Below are 18,057 nucleotides of genomic sequence, written 5' to 3'. Positions count from 1 at the left end.
AGATGTAAATCTTTTTACAGTAATCCTATTTTTTGTATTCATGGAAATTTTATTCATAGAATTGTTTGGCTACTTCTATGCAAAAAAAATCCCTTCATTAAGACTGAAGGGATTTTTCAACAGAGTATTTCTTTTTAAAATGATTTGCACTAAGTATTTTCGCCGTTTTAACCTTCCTTAACCCAAACCACCAAAGAAAAATCATAAAAGGAAAGATAATATAGATCCAGTTTTCTTGGGTTAATAAAATATAATCATAAACACCATGAAGAATAAAAGGTAAGAGCAATGAAAGAATGATCCATTTCATCTTCAAACCCTCTATAAATTTTGCCTTTCCAATATAAAAACCCATAATAACACCAAAAAGGGCATGGCTTGAAACCGGGAGTAATGCCCTTGTTACAGCATGCTCTATTCCATTAGCAACTAAATAAAAAATATTTTCTACAGTGGCAAACCCTAAAGAAGCTGCAGCTCCATAAACGATTCCATCAAAGGGTTCGTCAAATTCAACATGTGAGTATATGGCATAAAAAAGAATAAACCACTTGAAGAATTCCTCCAATAGGCTTGAACTCAAGAAAGCATCAATCACTTCAGACTTTATGAGGTGTTCCGTTTCAAATACGTGCTGGATAAACATAATAGGGAAAACAAGAAGAGCTCCATACATAAAGGTTCTCAGAACAACAGAAATAGGTTCCGTTTCATATTCATCTTTTAAATAAAAATAACTTAATAAGGCTAACCCGGGAGCAATTCCCGCTGATAAAATTGCCAGCATCGAGGATCCTCTTTTCAATCCGTTTTTTATATCGTATCATGTAACGAACGTAAATGAAATGAAAGATTCTTCTAGTTAAGTATAATTATTTGTTTTCTTTTTTCATAATGGATTTTGCAATGAGCCCCCCGTGGAAACGGCCATTTTCAATAAATATTTCATTTGCATTGTTACCCGCAGCAATGACTCCAGCGATAAAAATCCCGCTTATGTTTGTTTCCATCGTATCTGGATTATAGCAAGGCCTCCCAGATTCGCTATCAATATCAATCCCCATCGTTTTTAGAAAATGATGGTCCGGATGGTAACCGGTCATAGCAAAAACAAAATCATTGTCTATTGTATGCTCTACACCATCCTTTACATAGATCACTTGCTTTTCAGTAATTTCTTTTACATGTGCCCTAAATTCCATCGAAATCATTTCATTACGAACCAATGCTTCGAATTCAGGAAGGATCCAAGGTTTAATACTTGGAGAATATTCATGCCCTCGGTATAAAACTGTAACTCTTGCCCCGGCTTTTTCAAGTTCGATCGCAGCGTCCACACTGGAATTTTTACCACCGATTACACAAACTTCTTTATCAAAATAAGGATGTGCTTCTTTAAAATAATGAAAAACCTTTGAAAGATCTTCACCAGGCACATTCATATAGTTGGGATGATCGTAATACCCCGTTGCAATGATTACGTATGGAGCCTGGTAGGTGCGTTTATCCGTCTTAACGATAAACCTTTCTCCCTGTTTCATGACATTCGCTACTTTTTCGTATGCATGAACACGTAACTTTTTTCTTTTTACAACCTCCCTATAATAAACCAATGCCTGATTACGGCGCGGCTTATAATTTTCTGTTAAAAAAGGAACCTCACCAATTTCTAATTTCTCACTTGTACTAAAAAAAGTCTGATGTGTTGGATAATGATAAATCGCATTTACAACATTCCCCTTTTCAATTACAAGTGGATTTTTTCCTATTTCTTTTAATGAGATGGCTGCAGCCAGGCCGCATGGACCTCCTCCGACAATGATTATATCTTCATTTTGCATAATGAATGCACTCCTTAACGAGAAAAGCGGAAGCGCCTTGCCCAGGGGCGACGAGCATAAGTCGAGCCGGCGAGAAGGTTGCTTTTTAACCTTCTTAACGGATTGGCTTAGACCAAAGAGCCCCTAGGCGCTGAAGCTAGACAATTCTCAAAGTCATTTAATTTTAAATAAAAAAACTCCCATCGTCTATGATAGGAGTTTTTTTATGATGTTTCAATGTTTAAACTTAAATCCAGCCTCTGAAACGGCTTGCCTCCGCCATTTTTCTTACGCCAACCATATAGGCTGCAAGGCGCATATCGACACGACGTGTTTGTGCTGTATCATAAATACTGTTAAATGATTTTACCATGATTTTTTCAAGCTTTTCTTCTACTTCTTCTTCAGACCAGTAGTAACCTTGGTTATTCTGTACCCACTCAAAGTAAGAAACTGTTACACCGCCGGCAGATGCTAATACGTCAGGTACAAGCAGGATACCGCGATCTGTAAGGATTTCAGTTGCTTCAAGTGTTGTTGGACCGTTTGCTGCCTCAACAACAATCTTAGCACGAATATCGTGAGCATTATCCTTGGTAATTTGATTTTCAATTGCAGCAGGAACAAGAATATCACATTCAAGTTCAAGCAATTCTTTATTTGAAATCGTATTATTAAATAATTTAGTCACTGTTCCAAAGCTGTCACGGCGATCCAATAGATAGTCAATATCAAGTCCATTTGGATCGTAAAGAGCTCCATATGCATCTGAAATCCCTACTACTTTAGCACCCGCATCATGCATGAATTTTGACAAATAGCTTCCTGCATTACCAAAGCCCTGAACAACAACCCTTGCACCCTCGATTTGGATACCTTTCTTTTTCGCAGCTTCGCGAATACAGATTGTTACGCCCTTCGCTGTAGCAGAATCACGGCCATGGGATCCTCCTAGAACAAGTGGCTTTCCTGTAATAAAGCCAGGTGAGTTAAATTCATCAATTCGGCTATATTCATCCATCATCCAAGCCATAATTTGCGAATTCGTAAATACGTCTGGAGCTGGAATATCTTTTGTAGGTCCAACGATTTGACTGATTGCACGCACGTAGCCACGGCTTAATCTTTCAAGCTCTCTAAAAGACATATCGCGTGGGTCACAGACGATTCCGCCTTTACCGCCGCCATATGGAAGGTCAACAATACCGCATTTCAAACTCATCCAAATCGAAAGGGCTTTCACTTCTGTCTCTGTCACACCTGGATGGAAACGAATACCGCCCTTTGTAGGACCAACAGCATCATTATGCTGGGCACGATGGCCAGTAAATATTTTTATTGAACCGTCATCCATACGAATTGGAATTTTCACTGTCATCATGCGTAACGGTTCTTTTAATAGTTCATATACCTCTTCAGGATAACCTAGTTTTTCAAGGGCTTTGTGAATAACGGTTTGTGTAGATTTTAACACATTATTCGTTTCCTCTTGATTAGTCTTTTCAGTACCATTTTCGGCTACCATTTGTAAACCTCCTAAGAAATCTCTTTTACGAATGTTGTCCGCTTTCAGACACAAGTATACACTACTAAATGATTAATGCAAGAAGAAAAATATACTTTTCCTCTTTCTCAAAAGAATTTTTTGTAAACGCTGCCACTTTTATGTATTAGGGATTTTTTGGAATCTGAATATCCAATTCACAATTTGGGCAGAAAGAAGCGGTGGCCCCCCTCCTAAACAGGCTAAAAACCTATTTAAAAAAATGGAGGATGGTTTCCACCGCTTTTTTTTCAATTATTTTTTTGCCGTATTCCTCAAGCATATATGGACTAAGTATAGAAGGCTCTCCATATTCAGATAGCAGAGATGCTGCTCGTTCATTTGTTATCGCATCCAATTTGTTGATAAGTAAATAATAACGGTCATTCATCGAAAACAATGTACCAGCCAAAATATTAATTAAACTAAGCCTTTTCGAAAGATTTATGATATCTTCAAAACTTGCAAACTCATACAAAAGATCTTCAGATCCTTCAACCCTAACCTGCATTTCAATAAAGCCATCGAATAATGCTTCCTCATCTTCAGCCGTTTCATCGACGGTAATAATCATAATCATTCCCTGAGCCTGTAAAGAAAAAATTTCCACTGCAACTGAACCCTGTATCTCTACATCAAATTCCTCACTTGCCTCTTCCAGCATATCATGAAAGAGCTGATGCCATTTTATCGAGTCCTTCCAAATATCCTCCTTGGAAAGGCCTCTTTCAAATAAATCATCAGAGGTTAAGAAAATTTTAATTTTATTGGCTGTTAAGCGTTCTAAGCGCATGCTTTTGCCCCCTGCCGTGACCTAACTCTTGTGTTTAGTGTATGTCATCGCCGTTTAATGGTGAATTGTCTACCTCACCAATCGCTTAGATTCCTTTTTTCAGTGTAATTAAATGGCTTTCTGCAGGTGCCCCCAGCCTTAATGGAACAGTTGTTGTCCCGTAACCGTTACTGATCAGGAGCGTGGTATTCTCTAACCTTTTCAATTGCCCTTTTTTGAATGGACTATATCCAAGAATATGAATTTGCCCACCATGGGTGTGTCCGCTTAAAACCAGTCTAATTTCATGTTGGTCTTTAATTTTATCCGTTATATTTGGATAATGACTGGCAAGAATTTTAAAGCTATTTGGATCCGCATCCATAAGTGCAAAATCCAGCCGGTCACGATCTTGACTTAAATCATCAACACCTAATAAACATAATTTATCTCCTTCTCCTGATTCAAAAGTTACAGCTGTATTATCGAGAACCTTAACCCCTAAGTCCAAGAAGAGCGCATCTAACTCATGATAATCCACTTCATAATCATTATTTCCCCAAACAAAATAAACTGGTCCAAGGCTTTTTAATTTTTTCAGATTTTCCTTTACTTTTGAAAAAGGTACACCTTTTTCTGTTAAATCCCCTCCGATAATGACAATATCGGTTCTACCTTTTACTGCATGAATAATTTTGTCCGAAATACTGCGCCGGTGTATATCGGAGATAAAGAATAAAGAAACCTTACCAAATGATTTTGGAAAATCACTGAATTCAATTTCCTCTTCCCTTACTTGATTTAGAAATGCTTCTCTGAACATATATAACAAAAGGCAAATTCCTACTAACAAAACAATAATAATTATAACCATTTTCAAAGCTTCCCCTTTACACGTTCTAACGTTCTACGGAAATCATACCATAAAGAAAACTTAAACTAAAAAAGAGAAGGGTCAGCTCAGGTCCTATATAAAAAAGCACAGAAAAGATTAGCAGTAAGCCTTTTAATGCAACAAGTACTTCCCATCCCCTGCGTTTTTGCTCTTGAAGCTGTTTTTTCTTCAATATGGTCTCACGTATGTATCGAGCATTCACAACGAGCCCAATAAAAAATGCAATCGATCCCGCAAAAAATTCTAATGGCTTAACGATAAATCGAATAAGGAAATCAGTTAAAATAAAGGGGTGGTTTATTGGAAACCATTTATTTATAAGGTATCCACAAAAAAAAACTATGCAAAGCTTCCAAATATTCGCTGCCAAAAAAATCCCTCCCATACCAATGTATGAGAGGGAAATAATTTCTTTACTAAGACCATATTATTCATCTTCTTGAATATTTAAAATTCTAAACCCATGCTCTTCCAGTTTCTTTGTAAACTTATCTATATTATCCTTCTTTTCAACCTTCATTACTATTCTGCGAACAAGTTTATCGGTTTCATCAAATGTAACGAGAGAGATAATGTGCTCGTGGAAATGATGGGCAATTTCTGAAAGGCGGGCGATTCGGCCCTCCGTTTCGACCGATGTAAAGGCAATTCGGACACCTGGGCGTTGTACGCCAAATGCACTTTCAAATGCACTTAACACATCTGAACGTGTGACAACACCAAGAAAGTTACCACTTGAATCTACAACGGCCAGTAGTGGAAAATCTTTAAGTTCCAGAAGTGTCTTTTCAAATACTTCTCCACCTTCCAAGAAATCATCTTGGTGTGTTGCAACTTCATTTACCGTCGTGGTAGATAGATAGTCATCACGCTGTTGATTGGATTTAAAAAAGTTTTCGTATATCCCATATCGAGTGACAACACCTGCATACTTTGCTCCATTGAGTACCGGTAAACCATCAATTTGCTGTTCTTCTAATTGCGTCAATGCTTGTTTCAATGTTTGATTATGTTGAACCGTAAAACACTCGTGTTTAGGTATCATCATATTTTTTACGAACAATTCCATCACCTCGAGACTTTTAATCCTACATCATTATTATAGTTCAACAATCCCGTCCAAAACCCTACTTTGTTGTTAAAGTTTAGTGTCATGTTTCCCAATTAACATCATATATTTATCTATGATGTTAAAACAGGGAGGGTTAATATGAATACTCATAACAAAACCTATCATCCTTATGCAAGCCCGTTCGACCCTTGTACTCCGATTACAGTAAAAACCTATTCGACCCCGCCACATTTATATATGGGATTTCAACCGCCAAATTTACCACAATTTTCACCCATGGAGGCGCTTAGGGCAGGGACATTATGGAAAGATTTTTATGACCCATACTATAACTCTTATGAAAAATCTAAAGGAGGAATGCCTTCATGAAACAGGTCCCTCCTGAATACTATCAATTGATGGAGCAGCTGCAAGCAGTGGATTTTGTTTTAGTAGAACTCACACTTTACCTTGATACACATAATGACGATCTTGAAGCCATTAACCAATTTAATCACTATGCAAAAGAAAGGAAGCGTTTGAAAAAAGCCTTCGAAAGCCAGTTTGGCCCACTATTGCAATTTGGCAACAGCTACTCCAGTCACCCCTGGAATTGGGATGATACACCTTGGCCATGGCAAATTTAAAAGCGGAAGCGAAGCAACTTCTTGAAAATCATCATGTAATACTTCAAAGAAAATGCTTCATGCAGCTTTGCGACGAGCTGAACAGCAGCTTCTTCGAATATGCTATGGCGCAGGAGCACTTTAAGCAAATTTGTTGATGACTTACTATTAGGATAGCAATTTACGCTGGAGCTAGATAGTGATCTAAGTTCAAAGTGATAACCAATTTCAGCACATGAGGAGGGTGATTACATGTGGATTTATGAGAAAAAATTGCAATACCCCGTAAAAGTAAGTACCTGTAATCCAACATTAGCAAAGTACTTAATTGAACAATACGGAGGCGCTGATGGGGAATTAGCTGCTGCCTTAAGATACTTAAATCAACGGTATACCATTCCTGATAAAGTAATTGGCCTTTTAACAGATATTGGAACAGAGGAATTTGCCCATCTCGAAATGATTGCCACAATGGTGTATAAACTAACAAAAGATGCCACACCTGAACAATTAAAAGCAGCCGGGCTCAGTGGCCATTATGCGGATCACGACGGGGCATTATTCTACCATAATGCTGCAGGGATACCTTTTACCACTCAATATATCCAAGCAAAAGGAGATCCCATTGCAGATTTGTACGAAGACATTGCTGCAGAAGAAAAAGCCCGGGCTACCTATCAATGGTTAATTAATTTAAGTGATGACCCGGATATTAACGACAGTCTTCGATTTCTGCGTGAACGGGAAATTGTACACTCCCAACGTTTCCGAGAAGCAGTAGAAATCCTTAAAGAAGAACGTGACCGTAAGAAGATTTTCTAATCTAGATAAGAAGCAAGCCTATTGGCTGCTTCTTATTTTTTCGCATGATAAAGATTAATGTCATAGGTTTTTTTTATGATTTCAAAATCAACATGGCGATTTTTCCATTGTTCTTCCTTTTTCCATAAATCCTTACTTCTGTCTACAATTTCACATCGTAAATCATGATATTCTTTTTCGAACTTGTCTTTTTTTTGCTTTAATACATTCATCCATCCATACATTAAGATGGTCATGGCTAATAAAATTAAATTTTTTAAATCGCTGACTGAAACAGAAAACATGGCAAAAAAGGAATAAGAATATTGTTTTCCTATCGTAATATAGAAGTAATACAGATATATAAATGACACGACAAGGGTTGCCATGATCCAGTAATTATGCAGTTTTTTTGCATCGTCAAACTTTTTCTTTCTTTTTCGGACATTTTCAAGAATTTGTTTCGTGGTTTCATCAGTATATTGTAATTTAAGGATTGGAGTATCCAATTCATCCCCTCCATTTCTCTTTATAACAATATGAACTTGTCCTTCCATTTATGTTTGAAATATTAAAAAACCAATCAGTTTTTCTCTGATTGGTTAGTTATTTAATGGGATTTTTAGAACTTGTCCCGTATAAATTTGATTATTCTGAAGATGATTCGCATCTCGAATGATGTTAATCCCTGACTTAGAATGATAATAGTTCATCGCAATTCTAAAGAGTGTTTCCTTTGGTTGAACGGTATGATAAACTAATTTACTTTTCTCAGCCGGAGCAGCCGTTTTAGGCTGATCAGTTTTATTTTTTTCCATTTCATTTTGCCCAGTTTGACGCTCAACTGTTGTGTTCTGTTCAGGTTTTTTGGGCTCTTCACTTTTTTCCGGCAACTGGCTGGATGCTGGTTCCGTTTTATTATCGTCACTTTTAGTGGTTGAGTCACTACTATCTTTTTTTAATTCCTGCTTTTCAGACTCGGAAATGTTCGAATCAGCCTCTTTATCTTGCTGTGACGTTTCCAGTTTGATGGATTCAAACCCTGATTGATTCCCTGAGACTTTCTCTGCTCCGTTTATCTTTTTTCCATGATAGTAAGAAATGATGCTGAAACAGGTGATTGGGAGAAGGATAAACAATAAAACCAATAGTCGGATTATCGGATATTTTAATTTTACCTTGGTTTTCTTCGGTTTTTGACGGTGAAGCTGGCCTCTTGGAGGTAAACGTTCTCCATTTTCCGGCTTTTCATTTATTTTTTCAATTCGGCGTTTTAATCGCTCAGCCTGATCTCGATATGGTTCCTCTGGATTCATGGTGCGTCCCCTTCCCATTCGTCATACTTCTTCTGTCTAATTTTTATATACATCCCCAATAGAAAATCGATTATGAAATGCATCACAATTGTAACCGCAAAATTATTTGTCCACTCATATATAAATCCAATAAAAAAGCTTAACAATACTATATTAGAAAATAAATACCAATTAAATAGATACCGATAGTGAATCACGGCAAAAATAACACTTGCAAAAATCAATCCAATCTTTGTTTGAATAATCCCCCTGAATAATAATTCCTCACTAAAAGCCACAAGTGCAGCAATCCAGATAATTTGAAGTATATTTTTATTTTTAAATATCCGCTCATTGAGCCCGCCATCGTCATAAAAAGAAGATGGCAGCCATTTCATTAAGATAATATCTACGATTACAACCAGGATTCCAGCGGGCAGGCCTATATTGACAATCCTAATGTCATTCAAGCGGAAATAGCTTAAAAAAGAAAAATGATCAAATAATAAAATACCTAAAATAATTGAAATGGTTAATAGAATAATTTGAGTCATATACAGATGGAATAGTAATTCTCGATCTGTTAACCCCCTGATTAAATCATTATACTTATTTTTCATTCACTCATCTCACTATTGATTAAAATTTTCTCAAGATATTCTTTCCACTTCTTTTGGTTTTTGTCCTTAGAATCCTTTTTATCAAAGGATTGATAATTGAAAAGGTCCATCCCACAACAATCACAACAAGGCTTTACCTTGTTTGGAATCGGTGTCTCCTCAAAATAGTTTAAAATAAATTCCCTTCTGCAAGTGTCGGTTTCCACCCATTTTTTCATTAGATAAATATTACTTTTTTTAAATGTTCGTCTTTCCATTACATAATCCGATATGATTCCCTTTAATTCATCCGGTCCTGTTACTTCCTTGTATTGCTTAATGAAGGTTTGAATGATTCGCCACTGAATTTCCGAAAATCCACCATTTTCCATTAATTGATGACTCTTATCTGAAAAATCCGGATAAGTATTAAAATCTTGTCTTATCCTGGTGAACAGCCAGTCCAGCTGCTGTTCTGAAGGAAGTTCTCCTTCTGCGAGCTGTAACGGAAGCTGTTCATCCCAAGGGGAGTATAAAAATATCGCAATACTTGGTAAACCGTCTCTCCCTGCCCTGCCGATTTCCTGAAGATACGACTCAAGCTGCATGGGCATATGAAAGTGTATAATAAACCTAATATTTTCTTTATTTACTCCCATTCCAAATGCACTCGTAGCACAGATGACATCTAGTTGACCGTAAATAAATTGCTGTTGTATTAAAATTCTCTGCTCGTGATCCAGCCCACCGTGGTAAGCCATTACTTTTGCTACACCATTCTCCACCAAATAGGACACCATTTTTTCTGCAGCTTTTTTACTTGAAAAATAAATTATACCTGGTGTTTGCAGTTCTGAAACGAGCTCTAGCACCCGCCGTTGTTTTTCAGAGATATCTGCTATTTTTTCTACATAATAGGCAATATTTGGGCGATCAACTGTGGACTCAATTATTTCAACCTCTTGAAGATTCAGGGATTGGACGATATCTTCCTTGACCTTCTTGGTAGCAGTTGCAGTGAGAGCAAGCGTAAGGGGATTCCCTAATTTCTTTCTAATATAACCTATTCTTGAGTAATCAGGTCGAAAATCATAACCCCATTGGGAAATACAATGTGCCTCATCAATAACAAATAGCGAAATTGAAAGCTCTTGAAGTTTACGAATCATAAAATCAATGCCGAGCATTTCCGGTGAAATAAAAATATACTTGTATTTTCTTAGGTTTTGTAGAACATTTTTTCGCTCTTCAGGGGAAAGAAAGGAATTTAAGGCTACTACTCGTTTTTCACCCATCTGCATTAACTGTTCAACCTGATCCTGCATAAGCGATAAAAGCGGCGATATAATAATAATTTGTCCGTTTAGGACATATCCTGGGAACTGGTAGCAAAGAGATTTTCCCGTACCGGTAGGAAGAATACCTAAAGTATCATTGCCGGCTAAAATCGATGAAATAACTTCCTTTTGTCCCTTTTTAAAAGTATCAAATCCAAAATGCTTTTTTAATAATGTTTCTAATTCCATTGCAATTCACCATACTTTGCCAACACAAGGCGAATTTGAAAATAACTTGCCTGGGTCAAACTATTCCTGATTATTTTCAACTGCCTTGTGTGTAATTGAAAAGCAAGATTCATGATTTTATTCTGCAATTCTTTATCCACATATCTTTCGATTGAAAAATCATCTATATTTAAGGCAAATTCCACAAGATGATCTTCAATTGTACTTTGTTTTAAATGGCGCAGCTGTACAATTTCATCGATGCTATACCCTTTTTTCAATAAGTCCCAAGTTTTACGTGCAGAGATCGTTAACGAATCATTTTTCCTAAGTCCATGAAAAATGGATGATAAAAGTGGATAACGTTCAAAATTGGCCTCAATCGTTTGGATTAAATAATGAATGATATTGATAAATTCAATATGATACTCAAGGTTTTCCATATTTAACATTTTTGCGTTTTGTCCTGCTGTTAAACCAATTTGCCGATAACCAGTTAATCGATATATCAGTACATCCGGATTAATGTCCGGCGATGTTTCAAAGACATCAGTTAATTCTAAAAAAAGCAATTTTCCTAAGTCATCTCGAGAATGTTTAAATTTTTTTACAACCGCTTTCAACCATAAATGAGTATCTTTGTTTTTTTGTATAGGAATATAGCGGCTTTCTTGATGAACTAGATTGGAAATAACCTGAACAAGTAAGGAAAGTCTTTCCCAAACAGGATAAGAAAAGTGTTGATATTCCCAGCCTTTCAAATAGCAAGGCAAGGGATGATTTTTCAAATGAAGTTCACCGGTGGATGTAAGTAAAAAGTGATGGTCACCACTCGGATTAATCCATCCTGCTTCAAGAAGCCTTTGAATAATGATATCAAAGGATTCTCTTGGAAAAGGTTCAATAATCCTAAAAAATCCTTTAAGTGAATATAGGTGTGCATCTTGGATGGTTTGTGATGTTTTTTTTCCATTTAACAGATGGTAAATGGAATAAATGGTCCGTTCCCCATTTAATTGCTTTAGGCAATAAAGAATAATGTTTTCTAAGGATTGCATCCGGCTCCACCACTTTTTTGAATTCGTCGACAATTTTAGTCATTTTTCTTTTATATTCTACCATGAAATGAACAATCTGGTTTCATGAAAATGTTGAAGAATATTGGGCATGCTAAAACAGCCATTGATTTGTAACCATTTTTCTATTGAAAAGTTACACATACAGTTTTACAATAGGAATGAGAAATGCTTTTCCATTTATAGTGGAAAAGAGTAATATTAATTTTTGTTATTTTTTGGGAGGTTTTTTTTCATGGCGAAGTACACAATTGTTGACAAAGAGACTTGCATTGCTTGTGGTGCTTGTGGAGCAGCTGCACCAGACATTTATGATTATGATGATGAAGGCATTGCATTTGTAACTCTTGACGATAACGAAGGGATTGTTGAAATTCCGGATGTATTAATCGATGACATGATGGATGCATTTGAAGGCTGTCCAACTGATTCAATTAAAGTTGCTGAAGAGCCATTCGATGGCAATCCAACTAAATTTGAATAAACCAGTTAACATTGGTTAAGCTACTAACCCTCTCTAGAACAGAGAGGGTTTTATGCATGAAAAAACCCGCTGGTTTGCGGGTTTTTTTATTCCGGAACAATCAATATTTGTTTTGGTTTAATTAAATCTGATTTAAGCTGATTCAGATTTTTAATTTTTTCAATGGAAAGGTTTCTTTTTTTGGCAATCGAGGTCAAGGTGTCACCTTTCTTGACAATATATTGATATACATTTACCCGGGATTCACGCAGGTAATTTGAGCTTGCGGCTACGATACTGTCCCGACTGCTTGCAATCCCCCCTTGGACGTTTTCGCCTACCTCAGCCTTTCCTAATAGCCTTTCAGGATCAAAAGCATTTTTTTTATCATAGGTCCAGGCTGATTCATGTGTTTCAAAATGAAGGTGAACACCAGTAGCCTGCCCCGTTCTACCCATTTTCCCAAGCATTTTTCCTTGTTTGACAGCTTGTCCTTCTGTTACAAAACGCTGTAGTAAATGAGCATAAACGGTAACCAATTGATTTGGGTGTTTAATAAAAACCACATTTCCATATGTATTAGAGTAGTAGGATTTGACCACTACTCCATCGTCAACAGCTAAAACAGGAGAATTTAATTTACCTGCTATATCAATCCCTTTATGTTTCCCAAATCTTGTTCCATATGTATCAGAAATAACACCATCTGCAGGCCAAATCCAATCAATTTTTACTTCATTTGCCTTTAGCATGCTAGCTTCAGTATGCCTTCCCCCTAAAAATAACAAACTGACACAAACCGCCAAAATAGCTGCAATCAAAAACCTTTTAACATAATCCAACATTACTAACTTTCCTCCTTAAATCTGTTCCTCTCCAACACACCATATGTTATTTAGATTCCATTTAGAACCTCCTTGTGAGAGGAATGGTAAAGCATACTTGTTATAATTTGGATTGGTTTATCTTTTTATACATTGAAAAAGATCAACCTATTGGGTTGATCTTTAATACATTAAGGTGTAGACCGTAAATTGGGCGCCAGGGGCACCTTAATTTCTTTTGTTAAATCAAAGTTGCCTACTCGTTTTAATGGCGCATTAAGTATGAAAACGGATTTTATTCCAAACTCTTTTGCCGTTAATAATAAAGCCTCAATCGAATAAATCGTATTCTGTGAATCCTCCAGCATTGATTTTTCTTTTAGTGTTAGAAGTAGGGTATTCTTTCTTATTAACATCTTCTTAAATTTTATTGCAGGTAAAATAGAAGCCTTTAATCCCCCTTCAGATTGATCCTTTTTCATTGCCACAAATGCCGCTTGTAAGGTATTATATTGTCCTTGTGAGGGAACTAAAAAAGGTTTATCCTGATTTTTGGGAACATAAAGGAAAAAAGCCCTTTGCCTTTCATTTTCAGCATTAAGTTCTTCCAAATGACCATAATTACCTAATTCAATGCCGGGTTGACGATTGGTTGAAAATCTTATTCTTTTTACATTACTGTTCGTGGAAATATCCTTTTTTATTGCGTTTACAAAAATAGTTTCATTTGCCCCTTGGCCATATGGATGGTCTTTCGGAACGTCTACATTCACACTATCGCCCTTTTCATTTAAGGATAGCGTTGCATTCATAGGGTAAAAATCACTTAACCCCCATTTTTCCTCTTTTAACTGAACCATATTTTCATTGAATAGGCTCATCCATGATTGCTTATTCTTTCGATTCACGATTGTGGAAACAGGAATCAAAATTTGACCTTGATGGTCTGGTATCCAATAGGTTAAAACCTTTCTATTTCCAACATCCCCTTCATAAGCAGCTGTATTCGGATTCATCCCTCTCATAAGTTCATACTTCTCTGTCCCTGATGAATCCAATGCTTTCGAAGAAGATTCGCCTTTTTTCATCTCAATTGTCTTTTCTTGTTTATCTGATAAAAGTTCCATTTTTTTGCTGGATTTTTCATCTGCTTGATTCATGGGAATCTGATTACCAACAAGGATTTTAGGAATTAAAATTACGATGAGCAGTACTGCTGCTGCTGAAGCTATTGCGGGTAAAATCCAAGCTGGCTTCTTCCGCCTTTTTAAAGAAAGGTTTTGGTAAATGTCACGAGGATTGCGATCATCTTTTATTTTAGGCATTTGCCGTAGTAGTTCTTCGAGCTGCTTATCGCTCCACTCTGACTTTTTCACTTTTTAATCCCTCCTTTTCAGAAAGTAAATCCATCTGTTTCTTTAAAATCTTTAAGGAACGGTGCTGGGTAGTTTTGACCTTGCTTTCCGTCCAGCCAAGTGTTTCGGCGGTCTCTGCAATTGATAAATCATGGATATAACGAAGAATAATAACAGCTCTTTGATCGACAGTGCAATATTCCAAACATTGGTATACACTCATGATTTCTTCTTTTTGAACCGTTATCTCCTCCGGAATAGGGTATTCGTCCCTCACTTGGCTTGTTGACCAATCAAACTTTTCTAATAAACGGTCCTTCCAGCCTTTTTGCTTACGGAAAAAGTCGATGGCAACATTTCTGGCAATTGAATATAGCCATGTCTTTTCACTGCTTTTCCCCTCAAAATGGCTATAAGATTTATATACGCGAATATAGACCTCTTGGACAAGATCCTCGGCATGTTCTTTATTTCTAACCATATAAAATAGAAATTGAAATACGTCATGATGGTATTTATGATATAACTCATCGAAAACGGAGTCCATCTATTCCCCTCCCCGTTCAAAAGATTAGTCGACATTTATGTATAAAAAGTTTCATTATTAAATATAGACTTTTTCCCGTAAAAATGGAAGGAATTTCGTAGAGGTTAATACCTATTACAATTCTGTTAAAATAATTTTTCGAAACAAAAAACTCATCCATTTTTGATTGGATGAGTTGAAATGTTTCTTGTGTATCAAGAACAATCGTCAAAATATTCACTCTCTTCCCTGTTTTTGGGGAAGGAAGAAGGAAAATGTCGTTCCTTGACCGATTTTACTATGAACGGAAATATGTCCGCGATGGGCTTCAATAATATTCTTGGCAATAGCAAGTCCTAACCCAGTCCCAGATCTTCCACGAGTACGGGCTTTATCCGCCTTATAAAAACGTTCAAAAACGAACGGTAAATCCTCCTCAGGAATACCAGAACCTGAATCAGCAACTTCCATGACAATTCTATTATTCTCCTCGGAAACTTTTAATGTAACTCTTCCATCCTTTGGGGTATGCCTGATGGCATTATCAATCAGATTGGTTAACACCTGTTCAATGCGATCTGGGTCGAAAGAAATTGGACTGACTATATTTCCGATATTTGAACTTAATAAGATTTCATGATCTTTAGCAAGACCTTGGAATTTATGAATAATCCTATTTATAAATGAAGAAAGATTAACTTCCTCTATCGTTAATTGAATATGTCCCGCTTCCATCCTTGCTAAATCAAGAAGTTCATTCACAAGGCGTCCCATTCTTAATGATTCGTCATAGATTACTTTTGCCATCTCTTTTTTCTCTTCCTGTGTTTCCGCAATATCATCGACAATTGCTTCACTATACCCCTGTAGCATCGAAATAGGTGTTCTTAGTTCATGTGATACATTAGCAATAAAATCTCTTCGCATTTTTTCAAGCAGCCGTTCTTCCGTCATATCACGCAAAACCGCGACAGCCCCCCGTATAAACCGGTTGCTGTATAGCGGACTAACTAATATGACCCAATGCCGGCCCTGAAGAGAAATTTCACCAATTTTCTCTTTTTCGGTATCAACAGCTTGTTGGAAAAGTTCCATAACTTTCGACGGAATTGCCTCTGAATGGGACGATAGACCTTTTTCATAGTACCAGTATTGAAGAAACCGGTCTGCAGGCGGATTGGTAATTAAGATGGTTCCATCACGATTAAAGGTAATAACCCCATCTGCCATACTGCTCAGGATGCTTGCAAGCTGTTCTTTTTCTTGGTTAAGTGCATTCATGTTGAATTTTAATTGTCTTCCCATCTGATTAAAAGCCGTTGCTAACTCACCAATTTCATCATGGGTGAGTATTGGAACCTTTGTATCAAACTTCCCTCTCGCGACTTCAAATGCCGCCTCTCGCATCTTTCGCAGTGGCGCTGTAATTCGCGTTGATAAAAAGAATGCAAATATAGTAGTTAAGATAATAGCAACTCCAGCGACAAGTAAAATAAATCGTGTTGTCGAATGGGTTGTTTCCTGCATGTCCTTTAAGGACTGATAGATGAAAACTGCGCCCATTTTTCCATTTGGTAAATGAAGCGGCACTCCAATAATGGAATAGCTCGCCTCTTGATTATCGTCACTTTGGTCTCCCGCAAAATCCGAAATCTTTTCTACCGTTTTATTTTCTTTAAAAACCTTTGCCAATTCAGTGTCTTTTTTAATATCCGTAATGGTCAATTTCGTTGCTTTTTTTGTATTTGGTGAGTAGTAAATCTCATGATCATTTTTAACAATGATTACTTTTGTAACGTCATCGATTATTTCCCATGATATCTCCAATGCAAGCGAAAATTGATCATTTGGATGCTCTTCCAATACACGGGCAATTTTTTCTGCAGAATGGGTTAATTTATCCTTTGTTTCAAGAATGTTTTGGTTTTGAAAAAATTCGAGGAGCATCACTGTTAAAATAAACAGTACAACTGACACCAGTAATAGAATGGTAATCCAAAGTTTACCTACTACACTTCGTAGAAAGGTCATCCATTTACAACCTCGAATTTATATCCGACACCCCAAACGGTTACAATCATTCTGGCAGCCTGTTCAGATACTTTGTTTAATTTCTCTCGAAGACGTTTTACGTGAGTATCCACCGTCCTCAAATCTCCAAAAAATTCATAATGCCATACTTCTTTTAATAATTGTTCTCGGTCAAAAACTTTATCGGGAGCTTTTGCTAGGAAATAAAGTAATTCATACTCTTTTGGTGTTAAACTAACTTCTTTTCCCTCTGCAGTCACTCTATGTGCATCATTATCAATTGTTAAAAATGGAAATACAATAACGTCTTTTGTGGTCGTTTCGGTTTGTAAATAAGTTGTTTGCGACGATCTTCTTAATAAAGCTTTTACACGCAGGACAACTTCCCTAGGGCTAAAAGGTTTTACAATATAGTCATCTGTCCCAACCTCGAAGCCTTGCACTCGATTGATCTCTTCACCTTTTGCCGTTAACATAATGACAGGGGTCGCTTTCTTTTCCCGCAGTTCACGGCAGACCTCAATACCATCCTTACCAGGCATCATAAGGTCAAGAAGAATTACGTCATAATCATTCTCTATCGCTTTAGACAAAGCTTCTTCTCCATCTTCAGCTTCGTCAATCATATAATTTTCACGCTCTAAATACATTTTTAAAAGTCGGCGAATTCTTTCCTCATCATCTACAACTAAGATTTTCACGTCTTTTTCCATTAAATAATCCCCCCATGTTGTTATTTTACAAAATGAGTTTATATTTTGCTATATTTTCAAAAGAAATGCTTTCCTAAAAGTGTCAAAATTATGACAAGGTATAATAATTATTATTAAAAATAGCCTTCACTAACCAATCGTGAAGGCTATAAGATTAAATCT

At 36.6% G+C, this 18,057-nt stretch carries 21 protein-coding genes; 4 read left to right on the top strand and 17 right to left on the bottom strand.

The window, feature by feature from the left end:
* Positions 1-97: 97 nt before the first annotated feature.
* The 7 genes from prsW to ACFQZ9_RS19145 all read right to left on the bottom strand — a co-directional run bounded on the left by prsW (position 98) and on the right by ACFQZ9_RS19145 (position 6,093).
* The gene (gene prsW / locus ACFQZ9_RS19175; RefSeq protein WP_498944947.1) at positions 98-787 is read right to left on the bottom strand and encodes a glutamic-type intramembrane protease PrsW; all 690 of its coding nucleotides are present in this window, start codon (positions 785-787) and stop codon (positions 98-100) included.
* An 85-nt stretch (positions 788-872) separates the two neighbouring features.
* Positions 873-1,841: a YpdA family putative bacillithiol disulfide reductase gene (locus ACFQZ9_RS19170; protein ID WP_498944946.1), complete on the bottom strand. Its 969-nt coding sequence runs from the start codon at positions 1,839-1,841 to the stop codon at positions 873-875.
* Between the two features lie 226 nt (positions 1,842-2,067).
* On the bottom strand, positions 2,068-3,345 hold the full coding sequence (locus ACFQZ9_RS19165) for a Glu/Leu/Phe/Val family dehydrogenase (RefSeq protein WP_198309054.1): 1,278 nt from the start codon (positions 3,343-3,345) through the stop codon (positions 2,068-2,070).
* Positions 3,346-3,574: 229 nt separating this feature from the next.
* Complete coding sequence (locus tag ACFQZ9_RS19160; RefSeq protein WP_498944945.1) at positions 3,575-4,156, bottom strand: genetic competence negative regulator; 582 nt, start codon at positions 4,154-4,156, stop codon at positions 3,575-3,577.
* Positions 4,157-4,241: 85 nt separating this feature from the next.
* Positions 4,242-5,009 carry a metallophosphoesterase gene (locus tag ACFQZ9_RS19155; RefSeq protein WP_198309056.1) on the bottom strand — a complete coding sequence of 256 codons (768 nt, stop codon included), beginning with the start codon at positions 5,007-5,009 and terminating at the stop codon, positions 4,242-4,244.
* A 25-nt stretch (positions 5,010-5,034) separates the two neighbouring features.
* The gene (locus ACFQZ9_RS19150) at positions 5,035-5,400 is read right to left on the bottom strand and encodes a hypothetical protein (protein ID WP_498944943.1); all 366 of its coding nucleotides are present in this window, start codon (positions 5,398-5,400) and stop codon (positions 5,035-5,037) included.
* A 57-nt stretch (positions 5,401-5,457) separates the two neighbouring features.
* Positions 5,458-6,093: a CBS domain-containing protein gene (locus ACFQZ9_RS19145; RefSeq protein WP_498944942.1), complete on the bottom strand. Its 636-nt coding sequence runs from the start codon at positions 6,091-6,093 to the stop codon at positions 5,458-5,460.
* A 147-nt stretch (positions 6,094-6,240) separates the two neighbouring features.
* Here ACFQZ9_RS19145 and ACFQZ9_RS19140 point away from each other — a divergent pair, with 147 nt between their 5' ends.
* The 3 genes from ACFQZ9_RS19140 (at position 6,241) to cotJC (ending at position 7,529) form a co-directional block, all read left to right on the top strand.
* Positions 6,241-6,471: a spore coat associated protein CotJA gene (locus ACFQZ9_RS19140; protein WP_498944941.1), complete on the top strand. Its 231-nt coding sequence runs from the start codon at positions 6,241-6,243 to the stop codon at positions 6,469-6,471.
* The gene (locus ACFQZ9_RS19135; RefSeq protein ID WP_498944940.1) at positions 6,468-6,728 is read left to right on the top strand and encodes a spore coat protein CotJB; all 261 of its coding nucleotides are present in this window, start codon (positions 6,468-6,470) and stop codon (positions 6,726-6,728) included. Before ACFQZ9_RS19140 ends, ACFQZ9_RS19135 begins: the two co-directional genes overlap by 4 nt.
* A 231-nt stretch (positions 6,729-6,959) precedes the next feature.
* Positions 6,960-7,529: a spore coat protein CotJC gene (gene cotJC / locus ACFQZ9_RS19130; protein ID WP_327834453.1), complete on the top strand. Its 570-nt coding sequence runs from the start codon at positions 6,960-6,962 to the stop codon at positions 7,527-7,529.
* Positions 7,530-7,561: 32 nt separating this feature from the next.
* On the opposite strand, the gene ACFQZ9_RS19125 is transcribed toward cotJC, so the two are convergent.
* The 5 genes from ACFQZ9_RS19125 to ACFQZ9_RS19105 form a co-directional block, all read right to left on the bottom strand.
* A complete protein-coding gene (locus ACFQZ9_RS19125) occupies positions 7,562-8,017 on the bottom strand; it encodes a YpbF family protein (RefSeq protein ID WP_498944938.1) in 456 nt (151 codons plus the stop codon).
* Positions 8,018-8,110: 93 nt separating this feature from the next.
* Positions 8,111-8,824, bottom strand: a complete 714-nt coding sequence (locus ACFQZ9_RS19120; protein ID WP_498944937.1) for a LysM peptidoglycan-binding domain-containing protein — start codon at positions 8,822-8,824, stop codon at positions 8,111-8,113.
* Positions 8,821-9,423 (bottom strand): CPBP family intramembrane glutamic endopeptidase, encoded by a 603-nt coding sequence (locus tag ACFQZ9_RS19115; protein ID WP_198309062.1) that lies wholly within the window; start codon positions 9,421-9,423, stop codon positions 8,821-8,823. Before ACFQZ9_RS19115 ends, ACFQZ9_RS19120 begins: the two co-directional genes overlap by 4 nt.
* Positions 9,420-10,928 (bottom strand): RecQ family ATP-dependent DNA helicase, encoded by a 1,509-nt coding sequence (locus ACFQZ9_RS19110; RefSeq protein WP_498944936.1) that lies wholly within the window; start codon positions 10,926-10,928, stop codon positions 9,420-9,422. Before ACFQZ9_RS19110 ends, ACFQZ9_RS19115 begins: the two co-directional genes overlap by 4 nt.
* Positions 10,919-11,965: a YpbB family protein gene (locus ACFQZ9_RS19105; protein ID WP_498944935.1), complete on the bottom strand. Its 1,047-nt coding sequence runs from the start codon at positions 11,963-11,965 to the stop codon at positions 10,919-10,921. Before ACFQZ9_RS19105 ends, ACFQZ9_RS19110 begins: the two co-directional genes overlap by 10 nt.
* Positions 11,966-12,218: 253 nt before the next feature.
* Between ACFQZ9_RS19105 and ACFQZ9_RS19100 the strand changes: the two genes are divergently transcribed.
* The gene (locus ACFQZ9_RS19100) at positions 12,219-12,467 is read left to right on the top strand and encodes a ferredoxin (protein WP_026573327.1); all 249 of its coding nucleotides are present in this window, start codon (positions 12,219-12,221) and stop codon (positions 12,465-12,467) included.
* 86 nt (positions 12,468-12,553) lie between these two features.
* Here ACFQZ9_RS19100 and ACFQZ9_RS19095 read toward each other — a convergent pair whose 3' ends face one another.
* The 5 genes from ACFQZ9_RS19095 to ACFQZ9_RS19075 all read right to left on the bottom strand — a co-directional run bounded on the left by ACFQZ9_RS19095 (position 12,554) and on the right by ACFQZ9_RS19075 (position 17,895).
* On the bottom strand, positions 12,554-13,291 hold the full coding sequence (locus tag ACFQZ9_RS19095; RefSeq protein ID WP_498944934.1) for a peptidoglycan DD-metalloendopeptidase family protein: 738 nt from the start codon (positions 13,289-13,291) through the stop codon (positions 12,554-12,556).
* 170 nt (positions 13,292-13,461) lie between these two features.
* The gene (locus ACFQZ9_RS19090; protein WP_498944933.1) at positions 13,462-14,646 is read right to left on the bottom strand and encodes an RsiX family anti-sigma factor; all 1,185 of its coding nucleotides are present in this window, start codon (positions 14,644-14,646) and stop codon (positions 13,462-13,464) included.
* Positions 14,621-15,172, bottom strand: a complete 552-nt coding sequence (gene sigX, locus ACFQZ9_RS19085) for an RNA polymerase sigma factor SigX (RefSeq protein WP_498944932.1) — start codon at positions 15,170-15,172, stop codon at positions 14,621-14,623. The genes ACFQZ9_RS19090 and sigX overlap by 26 nt, the downstream gene beginning before the upstream one ends.
* 216 nt (positions 15,173-15,388) lie before the next feature.
* Positions 15,389-17,182 (bottom strand): ATP-binding protein, encoded by a 1,794-nt coding sequence (locus tag ACFQZ9_RS19080; protein ID WP_498944931.1) that lies wholly within the window; start codon positions 17,180-17,182, stop codon positions 15,389-15,391.
* Positions 17,179-17,895 carry a response regulator transcription factor gene (locus tag ACFQZ9_RS19075; protein WP_198309068.1) on the bottom strand — a complete coding sequence of 239 codons (717 nt, stop codon included), beginning with the start codon at positions 17,893-17,895 and terminating at the stop codon, positions 17,179-17,181. The genes ACFQZ9_RS19080 and ACFQZ9_RS19075 overlap by 4 nt, the downstream gene beginning before the upstream one ends.
* Between the last annotated feature and the right edge of the window lie 162 nt (positions 17,896-18,057).

The organism is Neobacillus sp. GCM10027624 (assembly GCF_042675345.1).
Lineage (GTDB): Bacteria > Bacillota > Bacilli > Bacillales > Cytobacillaceae > Neobacillus > Neobacillus cucumis_D.
The sequence above is the reverse complement of the archived record's forward strand: the minus strand, read 5'-3'. Positions and strand labels throughout refer to the sequence as shown.